At 57.8% G+C, this 14,671-nt stretch carries 11 protein-coding genes; 7 read left to right on the top strand and 4 right to left on the bottom strand.

Features of this window, described 5'->3' with window-relative positions; all coding sequences use genetic code 11:
• Positions 1-6 precede the first annotated feature (6 nt).
• The 3 genes from ribA to thiD all read right to left on the bottom strand — a co-directional run bounded on the left by ribA (position 7) and on the right by thiD (position 2,820).
• A complete protein-coding gene (gene ribA / locus NCG89_RS10970) occupies positions 7-591 on the bottom strand; it encodes a GTP cyclohydrolase II (RefSeq protein ID WP_251086578.1) in 585 nt (194 codons plus the stop codon).
• A gap of 70 nt (positions 592-661) precedes the next feature.
• Entirely contained in the window at positions 662-1,339 is a 678-nt protein-coding gene (locus NCG89_RS10965) for a retropepsin-like aspartic protease family protein (protein WP_251086577.1), read from the bottom strand.
• Positions 1,336-2,820 carry a bifunctional hydroxymethylpyrimidine kinase/phosphomethylpyrimidine kinase gene (gene thiD, locus NCG89_RS10960; protein WP_251086576.1) on the bottom strand — a complete coding sequence of 495 codons (1,485 nt, stop codon included), beginning with the start codon at positions 2,818-2,820 and terminating at the stop codon, positions 1,336-1,338. Before thiD ends, NCG89_RS10965 begins: the two co-directional genes overlap by 4 nt.
• 154 nt (positions 2,821-2,974) lie before the next feature.
• Between thiD and NCG89_RS10955 the strand changes: the two genes are divergently transcribed.
• The 3 genes from NCG89_RS10955 to NCG89_RS10945 all read left to right on the top strand — a co-directional run bounded on the left by NCG89_RS10955 (position 2,975) and on the right by NCG89_RS10945 (position 5,258).
• A complete protein-coding gene (locus NCG89_RS10955) occupies positions 2,975-4,195 on the top strand; it encodes a SpoIIE family protein phosphatase (protein ID WP_251086575.1) in 1,221 nt (406 codons plus the stop codon).
• Positions 4,170-4,655 carry an STAS domain-containing protein gene (locus NCG89_RS10950; protein ID WP_251086574.1) on the top strand — a complete coding sequence of 162 codons (486 nt, stop codon included), beginning with the start codon at positions 4,170-4,172 and terminating at the stop codon, positions 4,653-4,655. The genes NCG89_RS10955 and NCG89_RS10950 overlap by 26 nt, the downstream gene beginning before the upstream one ends.
• Positions 4,656-5,012: 357 nt before the next feature.
• Positions 5,013-5,258, top strand: a complete 246-nt coding sequence (locus NCG89_RS10945; RefSeq protein WP_251086573.1) for a hypothetical protein — start codon at positions 5,013-5,015, stop codon at positions 5,256-5,258.
• A 289-nt stretch (positions 5,259-5,547) separates the two neighbouring features.
• Here the strand turns inward: NCG89_RS10945 and NCG89_RS10940 are convergent, their stop codons facing one another.
• Positions 5,548-8,649 (bottom strand): CheR family methyltransferase, encoded by a 3,102-nt coding sequence (locus tag NCG89_RS10940; RefSeq protein WP_251086572.1) that lies wholly within the window; start codon positions 8,647-8,649, stop codon positions 5,548-5,550.
• Between the two features lie 285 nt (positions 8,650-8,934).
• Here NCG89_RS10940 and NCG89_RS10935 point away from each other — a divergent pair, with 285 nt between their 5' ends.
• The 4 genes from NCG89_RS10935 to NCG89_RS10920 all read left to right on the top strand — a co-directional run bounded on the left by NCG89_RS10935 (position 8,935) and on the right by NCG89_RS10920 (position 14,656).
• Positions 8,935-9,789 (top strand): type 2 periplasmic-binding domain-containing protein, encoded by an 855-nt coding sequence (locus tag NCG89_RS10935; RefSeq protein WP_251086571.1) that lies wholly within the window; start codon positions 8,935-8,937, stop codon positions 9,787-9,789.
• Complete coding sequence (locus tag NCG89_RS10930) at positions 9,786-10,973, top strand: hypothetical protein (protein ID WP_251086570.1); 1,188 nt, start codon at positions 9,786-9,788, stop codon at positions 10,971-10,973. Before NCG89_RS10935 ends, NCG89_RS10930 begins: the two co-directional genes overlap by 4 nt.
• Before the next feature lie 185 nt (positions 10,974-11,158).
• Positions 11,159-13,645, top strand: coding sequence for a TonB-dependent receptor (locus NCG89_RS10925; protein ID WP_251086569.1), 2,487 nt, complete (start codon positions 11,159-11,161; stop codon positions 13,643-13,645).
• Between the two features lie 66 nt (positions 13,646-13,711).
• Positions 13,712-14,656, top strand: coding sequence for a tyrosine-protein phosphatase (locus tag NCG89_RS10920; protein WP_251086568.1), 945 nt, complete (start codon positions 13,712-13,714; stop codon positions 14,654-14,656).
• The last annotated feature ends 15 nt before the right edge of the window (positions 14,657-14,671 follow it).

The following is a 14,671-nucleotide window of genomic DNA, read 5'->3' as shown; positions in this document are numbered from 1 at the left end:
GCTTAGTTAGAACAAGTGGCCGAGCTTGCCAGACTTGGTCGCCAAGTATTTGGCATTGTGGGGGTTCTGGCCGGTCTTGAGGGGCAACCGCTCAACGACCTCAATACCCTGATCGGTCAAGGCGTTGACCTTACGGGGGTTATTGGTCATCAACCGCACCTTGCGAATCGACAAGTGGTTGCACATGACTTTGAGCAGGCTGTAGTCGCGCATATCGGCGCCAAAACCCAGCTGCTCGTTAGCCTCGACGGTATCGGCGCCGGCATCCTGCAACTTGTAGGCGCGGATCTTATTAAGCAGACCGATTCCCCGGCCCTCCTGGCGCAGGTAAAACAGCGCGCCGCGACCTTCCTCGGCAATTTTTTCCAGGGCGCCACGCAGCTGGGAGCCACAGTCACAGCGCATGCTGAATAGCGCATCGCCGGTCAGGCATTCCGAGTGCACCCGGGCCAGCACCGGCTGACCATCGCCGATGTCACCCAGGGTCAGCACCACATGCTCTTTGCCACCCTCGACATCTTCGAACCCATGGATATCGAACACGCCCCAGGGCGTGGGAAGCTGGGAGGATTCTACAAACCGGACCGCCACGGGCATCTCCAAAATAAATCGGTCGCGCATTTTATCAGCACATGGGCGATCAGGCGACCATTGGCGGCCCTTAGGGGTAGCGCGGGGTCAGCGTCAGAATATTTTCTTCCTCGCGCATGTTCATATGTTCGAGAAAGCTCATCCCCAACAGCAACTCCCGGGGATAATCTCCCTCCACCACCACCGCTGGCACCAGGTGCCGCGTCATCCCCGCCAGGTCCACCCGGTCGAGCATCACCAGATAACCGCGGGCCTGTCCCGACGCGGTATTCACCCGGGTCTCCCGCCCCTGCTGATAGACAATACCCAAGGCGGATGCCTGCCGCCCACTGAGCGACACCAGGGTCGCACCGGTATCAATAATGGCATCGACCCGCTGTCCGTTAATCGACACCGCCGCGCGATACTCCCGGCGCAGGTTGCGCTGCAAACTCAGGGACTGTCGCGCCGGGGTTTGGTACAGGCCGCCCACCCGGCGGTTGAGCTGCAATTGCATGCGCCGCCCATCCACCTCCACGGTGGCTGAACGACTATCCGCGGCAATCAGCGTCAGGCCACTGGCATCGCGCTGACCCACCTTCATCAGTCGTGATTGACCATTGATTTCCAACAAAGCCGCGTCTTTAAACAAGCCCTGAACCATCACGCTGTCGGGCCCGGCCAGCAGAGGCGACGCCCACAGACCGAGCAGCAACCCCCACCAGGAAACCACGCCAAGGCGCCGGGGCCGGCTCTGGCCCCGGCTCATACGAGCGGGGATTCGTGTAAGGCCATCAGTTCTGCCACCGCGGCCTCCGGGTCGTCGGCCTGAGTGATGGCGCTGATCATCGCGGCGCTGCCCACGCCGGTGGCCAGCACCGAGGGGGTGCGGCGCAAATCGATGCCGCCGATGGCCGTGAGGGTGTAGTGAGGCGACAGGATATTTACCCACCGCTGTAACTGGGCCACACCCTGAGGCGCAAAGGGCATTTGCTTACTGGTGGTCGGGAAAATCGGTCCAATGGCAATGTAACTGGGCCGAATGCCGTGGGCGCGGGCCACCTCGAAATAGCTGTGGGTGCTTACTCCCAAACGCAGCCCCGCCCGGGAAATGCCGGCGAGGTCGGCGCGATCCAGATCTTCCTGGCCAAGGTGAACACCGTAGGCCCCGGCGGCAATGGCTTCACGCCAGTAGTCGTTGATAAACACCCGGGCCCGGTAATGCCGACCCAGCGCCACCGCAGCAGCAATCTCAGCGGTCAGCGCTTCCCCCTCTTTGTCTTTCACTCGCAGCTGCACGGTTTGCACACTGCACTTGAGCAGCCGCTCAACCCAGGCGGCCGAGTCCACCACCGGATACAAGCCCAGCTCGCCGTCGCAATCAGGAAAGAACAGCGCTTCCCCTTTCTGGGGCAGATGTCGCCGCACGGAGGGGAAATCCGCCAACTGCTGGGGCCAGCCGGTATGGGCCACCGGCCCGGGGCCACCCCCCAGCTGCACCGACATGCGCAAACCCTGGCTGATGTAGGCCTTGGCGATCACCAGCGCGTCGAACAGCTCAAACCCCCGGGCCATCAGCGCAGCGATGGCTGACGACAGGGTGCAGCCGGTGCCGTGGGTATTAAGGGTGTCGATATTGGGGCCGCTCAACCAGAACCCTTCCAAACCGTCGGTCCAGTAGTCGTGACGCTGGTTGTTGCGGGCACTCAGATGGCCACCGGTAATCAGCACCGAGCGCGCGCCGAGGGCAACAATGTCGGCCGCCGCCCGCTCCACTTCATCCAGGCCGTCAATTTTGCGGTTGAGCAGTACCTCTGCCTCATCGAGATTGGGGGTAAGCAAATCCGCTCTGGGCAGCAGTTTTTCAATCACCAGTTCGGCAGTGCCGGACCCCATGAGCTTGCCGCCGCTGGTAGACACCATGACCGGGTCGCAAACCACGAAACCCTGATAATCCTCCAGGTACTTGGCGACCATCTGCACCACATCGGTGTCGGCCAGCATACCCAGCTTGATGGCATCGGCCTGCAGGTCACTGTCGAGGGCATTGATCTGCGCGGCAAGCGCCCGCCGGGGCGTCACCGCAACATGGCCGACGGTAAAACTGTTCTGCGCGGTAATCGCGGTGATGACCGTGCAGCCGTGAACACCAAAGTCGTGAAAGGTGGCCAAGTCGGCCTGAATCCCTGCGCCCCCGCCCGAATCGGAACCCGCGATGCTCCAGGCTATGGGTTTACTGTGAGTTGCCATACATCCTCTACGTCAATCCTATACCGGCAGTATAGCCCCCGTGCCGGGGCTCCACATAGTTGGCGCTCGATCACAGCCTCAACCAAGAGTGCTGGACGGGAACTGCCCCAAGACCTAAATTGAAGTCTGCAGCTTGGCCATTACGGGAGTCGCGGTGTCCAATAACAGGCTCGAACATGCCGCCCACCTGCTGATCATCGACGACGATGATCCGGTAAGAGAGTCTTTGGCTGCCTGGTTTGAGCAAAGCGGGTTCCGGGTAACTGAGGCCTGCAGCGGCGCCGAGGCCCTGACCCTGATTGCCCAGAAGCAACCCGATCTGGCCCTGTGTGACCTGAACATGCCGGGCATGCACGGCCTGCAACTGCTGGCCAAGGTCACCCGCGACCACCCATCCCTGCCGTTTATCATCATCTCCGGCAAAGGCGATATGGGCGATGTGATACAGGCTTTGAAACTGGGCGCCTGGGATTACGTCACCAAGCCCGTCACCGACCTGGAGGTGCTCGAGCACTCTGTGGGGCTGGCGCTGGAGCGGGCCCAACTGCGCCGCGACAAGCTGCACCATCAGCGGGAGTTAGAAGCCGCCAATCAGCGACTGTCAGAGGCATTGCGCCAAAGAGAGGATGACGAAGCCGCCGGACAAGCCCTGCAATTTGAGCTGCTCCCGGAGAAAGGTCGTCGCTTCGGCGCCATGCAGCTGGACTATTTCATCAAACCCGCCAGCGCTCTCAGTGGCGACTTCATTGATTACTTCGCCATCGACCACTGCCACACCGGGTTTTATCTGGCCGACGTGTCCGGGCATGGCATTTCCTCCGCCCTGATCACCGCCATGTTGAAGAATGCCTTCCAGCGTTATTTGCAGGATTGCTGGCAGGGCAGCGACAAGCGCCTGCACAACCCCAGCGCGACCTTGAGCAGCCTCAATACACAATTTGTCAGCAGCGGCGTGAGCAAACACCTGACCCTGTTCTACGGCCGCCTCAATATTGATACCGGGGAGCTGAGCTATGCCAGCGCCGGCCACTATCCCCAGGCCATTGTCGGTACTGGGGATCACTGCCAGTTTGAAGGCTACGCCAGCCCGCCACTCGGCCTGTTTGCCGATGCTGAGTATCCCAACAACGACATTCACCTCGGCAATAGCGGTTTTGTTCTGTTGTCCTCCGACGGCATTTTTGATGCCCTCCCACAACAGCATCTGAGCGACAAGGAAGCGGCCATGCTGGACCTGGCCCGACTCGCGCCACAGGGGATCAGCGCCATTTGCGATAGACTGGGATTAATAGAGGACGGCCCTGCACTCCCCGATGACCTCACCCTTTTACTGATAAAAAGGCTCAGCAATGATTCGATTTGCCAAAATCAATAACACTCTGATTCTGCGCCTACTGGGCGAGATGCGCTTCACCGAATGCACGGCGCTAAGCGAGTTGCTGGATGACATCTTTTCTGACCCGGACGTGAGCAACGTACTGATTGATCTGACCGGCGCCTCGGCTATCGACAGCACGGGTCTGGGTATGCTGGCGAAGATCAGCAATCACATCAACAGCCATTACCATCACAAAACACCCATATTCTCAACGAACCCCGATATTAATCGCACCCTCGAAAGCATGGGCTTCGACAGGGTTTTTATCCTGCTTCGCCACGACCCCAGCTTGCCGATACCCGATCAGGAGTTACCAAGCTGCGTAGCAGACGACACCACCACCGCCCAGGTCATTCTCGACGCCCACAAAAATCTTGCTGAGCTGAATGAAAAAAATTGGCGTGAATTCAGCCCAATTATTTCCGCCATTGAAGCCGATTTATTTTCGAGCAAGTGACTTCCTCTGACGATTATCACCACACAAATTAAGCCGCACCGAGAAAACACATATTTTTACTATATTTAGGCAATATACCTTGCTCACTACATAACTTATTTTTTCGCATTATCGCGACATAATGAAAAAGTTACTTCACAATCTTTCAGTACTGCTTTTCTGATATTTCTCATCAAATCTGCAATATGCAGCACCCAAGGGTAGACAGCCTACAAGCATCAGCGGTACGGTAAAGTCGTGGCGTCGTCAGTCTAGGTTTAATGCGGTTAACACTGATTGTTAGAGCGATAGCCATAAAGCAACATGCTTCACCCTTCTTCACTCTCACTTCCAGCGCATGGACGTCAGGAGATAACGATGCACACCCAAGAACGCCGGGACCGCTTGCCCCCAGTGCCAGAAAACCCTGCCATGCTGCTTAACACTCTACAGATGGCCACCCTGGAGCAAATTCAAAGCTTTGGCTACCGACTAAAGTTTATTCGCCGCCCCCTGTTTCAAACACCCACGATTGTGGTGGAAAGCGCCGATCAGCAGAAGTTTGCCGTGCTCGAAGAGGACGGCTCAGTCAACCTGTCCCACAACTTGACCATTCGTGCCTGAACCAACCTCCCCCAGCACATCAATCCCGCCCGGCCGGTTTGATGCGCCCTTTGGTTGTTACTTTCATGCACCAGAAGACGCGCATTAAAGAATCAGCTCGTTTGATATGAGGCGTTTGCAAAGGCGAGTGCACGTGCGCTTGCGAAAGTCCCGGCAGAGACGCAGCGGGCCATCAGCGCGCTGACTGCTTTAATGAGACTGAGTGTCGACGACGTGAAGGCAGATTTCCTTCGGCAAGGCTCAAGATACCCGCCGGAGGCCGAGAGGTTTTCCGGGTACGGCCGGGATGTTAACTCCCGGCAACCGGCATAATGTTGACCAGAATGGTTTTTGCCTTGTTATTGCGGCCATCGCGACTGAACACCGAGTGGCGGGCGTCGACTTTCAGCAGTCGGCCATCGGTGGTGCGCATTTCATACTGAATCTTCAAGCTGGTGCCCAAGGCGGCGTTCATCTGGGTAATGATCATTTCCAGGAAGGTATCCTTGGCTTCCTTGGTGAACAACTCAAAGAACTTAACCTCATCATACTGATCAAGCTCTTCTTCTTTTATCCCCAGCGTGTCGCGGAATATCTCGTTGGCGTTCACTATTTTCATGGTGTCCACCTCCAGCACATAACACCCGCTGAAGCTGTTATTCAGCAGAATATCAATCCGGCTCTTGAGCAGCTTGCTCTCGTCTTGGTAGGACACTTTCTCGGAGATATCCATCACGATCCCAATGATCTTGGTCGTCTGGCCGAGATCATTGAGATAAGTGAAGGCGGCAACTGAGATATCGAGCTCCCGCTCTTTACTATCCAGCGCTTTGATCAACATGGGCTTCTTGGTCTTGCCAAGAATGAGATCAGAGATAAAGTTTTCCATCCGCTTGCGGTCATCATCAATAGCGATATTGATAAACCGCTCGTAGGACGCGTCTTCCTTATCAGCCTCAATGCCGAAGATGCGACAGAAACCCTTGCTCCACTTGAAACGCCGGGTCTCCAGATCCCAGCTCCAGGAGCCGTACTTGCCAATTCGGCTGGACTCTTCAAGCAGGCTGTTACTTTCCTCCAGAGCCTCCTTCATTGTCTCCAGGGTGGACTGGCTTTCCAGCTTCTGATTGTAGGCGGCGCGAATTTCCCCGTAGGCCGTTTGCAACTCTTCATTTGTCGCCTGCAGCTCTTCGTTAGTTGTTTCCAGCTCCTCGTTGGAACTCTGCAGCTCTTCATTGGAGCTTTGCAGCTCCTCATTCATCGCCTGCATTTCTTCGTTGGAGGTTTCCAGCTCCTCAATCAGCGTCTGCATCTGATATTCGGTCTGCGCCAGTATCCGCTTCTGCTCCATCAGCGCCTGATTGGAACCATCGCTGCCTTCCAGAATTCTCACAGGCAAACTGTCTTCGGTTTCCAGCTGGAAATACAGCACCACGACCCGGCCGATAGGTAAGGGGCAGTGGGCATTCTTTGCAAAGATACGTACGTAGGTTGGCTTGTCTGTATCCTTGAGAGCAACGTAGGCCGTAGAGGCCCACTCATCCTCTGCGCTCAAGCGATGCAGCACCTCGCGAATCTGGATCGCCAGCTCCGACTCGACACTTTTAAGAATGTTGTTGGTGGGCACCCCGACCGGCCGAATCAACACCGGGTTTTCGCCGTGGATATACACAATATCGTTGGATTCGTTGATGATCACCGGGTACAGAATCTTGGTGTTTTCTAAACCTTCCACAATGAGCTTGCGGAACATGTCCACCCCGGCCACCAGGCTCTCGATACGAGTCATGCTGCGGGGGCTGTCGAACACCGGTTTGGCGAGCTTGTTGCCAACAATGCGCTCGTCATTTTTGGTCTTGTAGATGGTGTCCAACGGCAGTTTCTTGTCGGCATACAGGCTTTTGTAAATCTTGTGCCGTTTGGACACGATTTTGAAATTGTTCAGACTCGACGACAGCGACTCGGAGCTGCCCAAAAACAGCATGCCGTTAAAGTTCAGCGAGTAGTGGAATACCTGGAAGGTACGCAGCTGCAACTCGGGCTTGAAGTAGATCATCAGGTTGCGGCAGCTGATCAGGTCGGTGCGGATAAACGGCGGGTCACGGTTGAGATCGTGATTGGCAAACAGCACCGACGATTTAATGAAGCGCACCACCTCGTACTGACTGCCCTTGCTGACAAAGTATTTGCGGCGGTACTCCTCGGGCACATTCTTCACCACGGAAGAAGAGTAGACCCCCTCCCGGGCGAAGGCGATGGCCTTGGGATCGATGTCGGTGGCAAAGATCTGCACCGCCCACTCGTCCCGATCTTCGCCGAGAATATCGTCGATGATCATGGCAATGGAGTAAGGCTCCTCACCGGTAGAACAGCCCGGCGTCCAAATACGCAGCACCTGGTGTTCGCAATCTTTGATGTATTTCTGCAGCTCTGAACGCAGCTCGAGAAAGGCATCCTTGTCCCGGAAGAAGGAGGTCACCCCGATAAGCAGGTCGCTCATCAGCAAGGAAATTTCCTTGGTGTTTTCCGAGAGGTAGCGACAATACTCTTGGGCATCCTTCAGCCGCAGGGAGGTCATCCGCCGGTCGATCCGACGAATCAGCGTTTTTTCCTTGTAGAGACTAAAGTCCACGCCACTCAATGACTTCAGCTGCTTGAGAATTTCAACATAGGCTTCGCTGGGCACCAGCTCGACGCCAGCGGCCACCTTGAAATTACGGGGGGTGACAATGGCAATGATCTGGGCGGCAATTTCCTCCACCTTCATCACCAAATCGATATTTGCGGTGATAATGGCCGAGTTAGGCATGCCGTTATACTGGGCGGTACGAGGGTCCTGGACCATACCAAAGCCGTTTTCCGCCTTGATCGCCCGCAGGCCAATCGTGCCGTCGGTACCGGTACCGGACAACACCACACCAATGCTGCGCTCACCTTTCACAGTGGCAATGGATTCAAACAGTTGGTCCACCGATGGCACCGGTGAAACTCGCGGGTCCACCTTCCGCGACAGCGTTACACGATCCCCTTTGATCACCTCAATATTGAACCCGGGCGGGCAAATCACCATTTCATTAACGCGGAGCTGGGCGCCATCTTCGGCCTGCACGATGGGGATCTGGGCATGCTTGGACAGGATTTCAACGAACTTACTCTTATGCACCGGCGATAAGTGCTGGGCAACCACAAAGGCCACCCCTATATCGGGGGGAATGGTTGCCACCAGGTCTTGCAGCGCCTCCAGACCACCGGCACTGGCGCCAACCCCAACAACGATCAAGCCACCGTCATAGCTGTCGTCATTCGGATCATCCTCCATCGGACCATCGTGCTCGATCAGCTCGCCCTCGGCGGCATCATCCACCACAATATCCTTTGTTTGCTCGACCGGTTGCTCTTGCTTGTCGCTCATTCCCAAACCCCGAAACAACTGGTTTACCAGCCATCTCTTGCTGTATTCATCGGAGGCCCGCGCCGGGGCCCATCCCTCTCGAAGATCCCGCGCCACGGGGGCTGCCGGACCCTTCCTTATACTAAAATCGCCGGAATAGCGCTAACGCGGTCAACCGGATTTTGACTTTTAACAATATTCACAGGAAAAGACCCAAATCAGCCGATCTTTGCCAGCAAATGCTTGCATTCATCAAAACGTAAAGCAGCGGCGTTAGCATGACGTTTTTAAGTCGTTAAGCCGTCCATGCTCCCGCTCCCCCTCGTTACCCAGCGCCGCTGGCACTACTTCCTGATTCTCGCCGCAATGGCCGCGCTGCCCTTGCTCGCGACCTGGGCCCTGTCAAAAAACAGTTTTAAAGCCATCAACTTACAGGACTACGTCAGCTATCGCTGTGAGGTGGCCAATACCGACAGTGACGCGGCCTTTCGCGTCCTGACCCTGACCCCCACCTACGCCATCGCGCTGGCAGAAGCCCTGTGCCAGTCCGCCCTGTTGAGCGAGCAATACGCCAGCGTCGAGATCAGCTGGCATCCCCGGGGCTACCTGAAGGCCCAGGATATTCTCGAGGGCAACTACCAATTAATCTGGAACCGCCGCCACGTAGTAGAAGGCCTGCTGCCCGAGGTGTATCAGTACTACCAACCCATTCTGGATAGCCCCCGCTACACCCTGTACTGGCTGAGCCGCAAAACACCGGTTGCCATGAACGACACCTATTTTGCCGGAAAAAGGGTCGGCCTGTCCTTGGACCAGCACAGCCAGACCTACTTTCTGCAACCGATGAATGCCCTGCGCTCGGCCAATATCGATCTGGATAACACCCAAATTCAGTATTTTTCCAGTATCGCTGCCCTCTATGACGCTTTCGAACAGGGTCAGGTCGATATCATCTCCAGTGCCAGAAACCCGGTATTGGTCCCCGATCAAGGGGGCGTGGTGTTCACCCCGCTGGCTAAAGACGTGCCCTCGGGCAGCTGGTTCTTGCGCGCAGACCTGCTCGGCGACCCGGCGGTCTGCGATATTATCCGGGCCCTGAACGTTTTTCAGCCGGTTTTCGATCAGGCGCCCATCCCGTTGGTTGAGGGGGGCTGCCCATGAAACGCTGGCAAAGAACCCTGTTGGCGGCGCTGCCCTGCGGCCTCATGCTGTCAGCCGCTTGTTATGTGATGTCACTGAACCGGCTCACCGCCGACCTCCACCAACAACTGCAGGCGCCGCTCACTGAACGCATTATTCGCTCCGGGGTAAATTCCCACGACCTCCAAAAGGTAAACCAGTACCTGCAAACCCGAATCAACGAGGACCTGGCCCGGCTGACACCCAAATCCCCCCTTAGCCCCATCGGCCAATGCCAAGCGGCACTGATCCAGCTGCGGGGCACCCCCTTTCCGCTGTCATTTTCCCCCCAGCGCCACCTCCAGCTAAATTGGTCGCTACCGGAACGGGATGAATCCCTTACCCTGGGCCTGCGCTGCCATCCGCAGTGGTGGCAACTCAGTCTGCCTGCCCTGATATTGCTGGGCGTCGCGCTGCTCGCCAGCGTCGTGCAACCGCCGCTGTCGCCACTGCAGCAGCGCTGTCTGTCGCGAATGAAATCGCAGGGTACTGGCCACACCCAGGCTCTGGCGGCGGTCAAACTGGTGCCAGGCCTCAACCCCTGCCAGCGCAAGGCCCTGGCGGTATTACTCAACCATGACACGGTTCAACTTCAGCAGGCGCTGACGATTCTGGCCTCCGGCGGTCTGGCCGACGACCAGAGCCTGGCCTGGCTGCCTGTGGCACTGGCACAACACCCAGACAACCTGGGCGCCGCGCTGACCTTATGCAACGCACCGGCGCAACTCAGTTTTCAGCCAGACACCAATACGGTGGTGGTCCACGGTGTCGCCATTCGGCTACCTGCAACACCCTTTATGTACTACCTCTGGTATGCCCGTTTGCGCAAACAGGCCGATGCCGACGGCGGCTGGTTTGTGAATCCACCTGCCAATCGCCCTGACCGCCGCCACGATCAGGATTTGATCGAACTGATGCTGGATCATGGCGGCCACCACAAAGCCATCAATGATCTCAGCGAGAAAGGCCTGCGCGCCAAGACCCTCGACCAGAACCGCAGCAAGGTAAAGGACGAGCTGGTTCAGGCGCTGGGCGAGGGCCTGGCACAGCCCTTCTTATTCGAGGCCGAGCGGGACCTCCAGACCGGCCGATCCAAATATCGACTGGCCCTTTCACCCGCACAAATTATGCTGCCGGCCAACACCCGTGCAGACCGCCAAAAATAGACATCCCCGAGGGGGAAATAGATGTCTCTGTCATCCCCCAGACATTTCCCCTCACCAAAATGACCCCCGCTGAAGACACCCAGCAGCCCCAACATTGATCCGGTTCAAGCGCCCCAGCACAGCCAAGCGGCTGGCAGATGACAGAGAGGCGCAGTAGCCACCCAACCCAAATTAGGAGCATCACCATGAACTTCCCCAAAGGAAGGCGCAAATCGCTTAGCCTGGCGATTGCGACGCTGTCCCTACCCGTGGCCGCGCTGGCGCAAACAACGCCACCCGAGGGCGACGAAGCCGGCGCCAAGATGGAATTTGTCACCGTCACTGCCGCGCCGATTCGCGACAGCCAACAGGCGGCCTTCGACGCCAAGAAACTGGCCGACAACTACGTCGATATTATCTCCGCCGATACCATCGGCCGCTTCCCCGACCAGAATCTGGCCGACTCCCTGGGCCGCCTGCCGGGGCTGGCTATCGAGCGGGACCAGGGCCAGGCTCGGTATATCAACTTCCGCGGCGCGCCCTTCCGCTACACCAGCATCGCCTTTGACGGCATCGATGTGCCCGGCGCAGAAAATGGCCGCACCCCGCGCTTCGACAGCTTCCCCTCGGTCATTACCAGCCGCATTGAGGCCAACAAAGCGGTCTTGCCGAGCATGCCAGGCGAGGCGGTGGCCGGCTTTATCAATATCCAGACTTTCAGCCCCTTTGCCGAAGAGGGCTGGACCTTCTCCGGCGACATCGGCATGGGTGAGCAGCAGCTGGGCGATGGCGACATCGAGAAGTACGGATTGCGCACCTCCTGGTCCAATGACAACGTTGGCTTTGTCTTGTTTGGCTCGGAAAACAGCCGGGAGCAGGTGACCGACAACCGGGAATACGACCTGGAGCGGGACGCCAACGGTGAACTGGTGGTCAACGAGTTGGACTTCCGCAGCTACAAGGTCAAGCGGGAAGACAGCGCCTGGGGCGGCACCCTGGAATACAGCGGTGACGGCTTTTTACAGCGCCTGTTCCTGAGCACCTTGTACAGCGAGTTCGTCGACAACGAAGAACGCAACCAGTTTGTCTTTGCCATGGACACTCCCCAGGCCGGGGTCAGCAATACCAATCAGGCCGTGTCGGTTTCCCGCTTGCTGGAATACGGCCAGTACAAAAACTCCACCCTGAGCAACACCCTCGGCGCCGACTTTGAAATTGGCAAGTGGCGGCTGGAAACCCGGGTCAACGGCAGCGAGACCGAAAACACCACCGATTTGCCGATTATTCGCAGCGTCGCCGGCAGCGCCAACGCCGACTATGACCTGCGCGATATTGAAGACCCGCGCCTCACCCTCGATCAGGATTTGTCCGGCATCGATTACCCCGCCACCATCGGCATCAACTACGGCAATGCCCTGGAAATTGACGGCTTTAAATTCAAGGTCGACGCCGAGCGCGGTATCGAGTGGTTCAACCAGTACGCCACACTGCGCCTGGGCGCCCAGCGCGACAGCCGGGACGCCGACGGCTTTGTCCTCACTCCCATTGTCGGCCCCTTCCCCGACAGTATCGATATCGACTCCTTCAACACCGGCCAACCCTGGGACAGCAACACCACCAACACCATCGGCGGCACCGTATACGACAACAAGGGCCTGCGCCGGGCCTGGGAAGAAGCCGGGCTGGCGCCGATCAACCCGGCAGATGACGCGCTAGTATCCATCAACGAGGAGATTCTCGCCGTCTATGCCATGGTCACCACTGATTTTGACTGGGGTAACCTGGTCACCGGCGTACGCTTCGAGCAGACCGACTACAGCAGCAAGGGCACCATCAACGGCGAGCGGATCAGCGTCAGCGATGACTTCAACCACACCCTGCCCTCTGTCCACCTGAATATTAATTTGCAGGAAGACCTGAAGCTGCGGGTTTCCGGCACCACTGGGGTGAACCGCCCCAACTATGAAGAGTGGCGCGCCGCTGCGGCAGTGGATGTCAACAACGAGCAGATCCGTGGCGGCAACCCCACCCTGGAAGCGGAAGAAGCCATGGGCATCGACACCGCCCTGGAGTGGTACTTCGCCCCCGCCAGTATCTTCTCGGTGGGCGCCTTCTACCGGGAAATCGACAACGTCATTTACTCGTCGGAGTCGACCATTGATGCCGGCATTTACCTCCCTGCCTTCGCTGGTCAACAGTGGACTTACTCGGGCGCAGTCAACGGCGACAACGGCGAAATGAGCGGCGTTGAAGTCAACTTTGTCGGCCACGCCGTTGATCTCACCCCGGCGTTACAGGGTTTTGGTATCAGCGCCAATGCCACCTTCCTGGACAGCGAATTTGAGCTGCTCGACGGCAGCAAGGCCAGCCTGCCCGGCACCTCGGATTTGATCTACAACCTGTCGCTGTTCTATGAAGATTTTGGCCTGTCGGCCCGGATCAACTACCAGTACCGGGACGAGTGGGTATCGCCCATTGAGGACCCCAGCGAAGTATGGGGCGAGCAGGAACGGGTCGATTTGTCCATCAGCTACGAGCTGCCGCTGGAACTAGAAGGCGCGGTGATCTCCATCTACCTGAACGTGAACAACCTCACCGATGAAACCGACGTACGCTACGCCGGCAACGGCACCATCAACCAGTCGGAAAGCTATGGCCGCCGCTACCTGATCGGAATGCGGGTGAGCTTCTAAGGCCTTATCCCCCGGCAGGATGCATTCTCTGCCGGGGGGACCAACCAACACAGGAGTAACAACATAATGAAATCTTTTGCACAGCTGCGCGACGCAACCAAACTCACTGCAGCAAGCCTCGCCGCGGCCATCGGCCTGAGCATGGCGCCACTGGCTATGGCCGCGCCGGCTACCGCCGAGCACACCGCAAGTGCCAAACTGACCCTGACCACCCCTGCTGGCCAGGAGCGTTTACTGCCACTGGAAGGCGGCAGCAACTTTCGCGACCTGGGCGGCTATCAAACCCAGGACGGCAAAACCGTGCGCCGTGGCGTGCTGTTCCGCTCGGGGGTAATGACCGGTCTGACGGCAAAAGACGAGCATTACCTTGAGCAGTTCGATTTTCAAGCTGTTGTCGACCTGCGCTCCGACGAGGAGTTGGCCCTTTACCCCAACCACTGGGTAACCCACGACGACAGCATCGCCTACCGTCAGCACAGTTACAAAATGGCCGACTTTCTCAAGGCCCGGCAAGCAGCGGGCGCAGCGGAAAAGTTCAAGCTGGGTGACCTGTACTACACCCTGCCCGATAGCCTGGCCCCGCAAATGGCGCTGTATTTCAACGAGCTGCTCAAGGGCGACGGCGCGGTGGTAGTAAATTGCTCCGCTGGCCAGGATCGCACCGGCTTTGCCTCTGCCCTGTTGCTCACCACCCTGGGCGTACCCAAAGAGGTGGTCGAGCAGGATTATCTGCTGTCCACGCAATACCGGCGCCCTGAGATTGAGCGCGGCGACGTCGACCTGAAAGAAGCGGCAAAAACCAACAGCTTTGCCAAAATGATGCTGCGCTACAGTGACGGCGACAAACCTCGCCAGCCCCAGCCGCTGATCACCGAAGATGGCACGCCTTACATTCGCCTGGCCCTGACTGAAATTCAGCAGGACTACGGCTCAGTGGACGGCTATCTGAAGGCGAAAGTCGGCTTGAGCGACAACGATCTCAGCCGCCTGCGCGAGCTTTACCTGAAGTAATTTGGTGGTGACCGT

Origin of the sequence: Spongiibacter taiwanensis, from assembly GCF_023702635.1 — a bacterium.
Lineage (GTDB): Bacteria > Pseudomonadota > Gammaproteobacteria > Pseudomonadales > Spongiibacteraceae > Spongiibacter > Spongiibacter taiwanensis.
The sequence above is the reverse complement of the archived record's forward strand: the minus strand, read 5'-3'. Positions and strand labels throughout refer to the sequence as shown.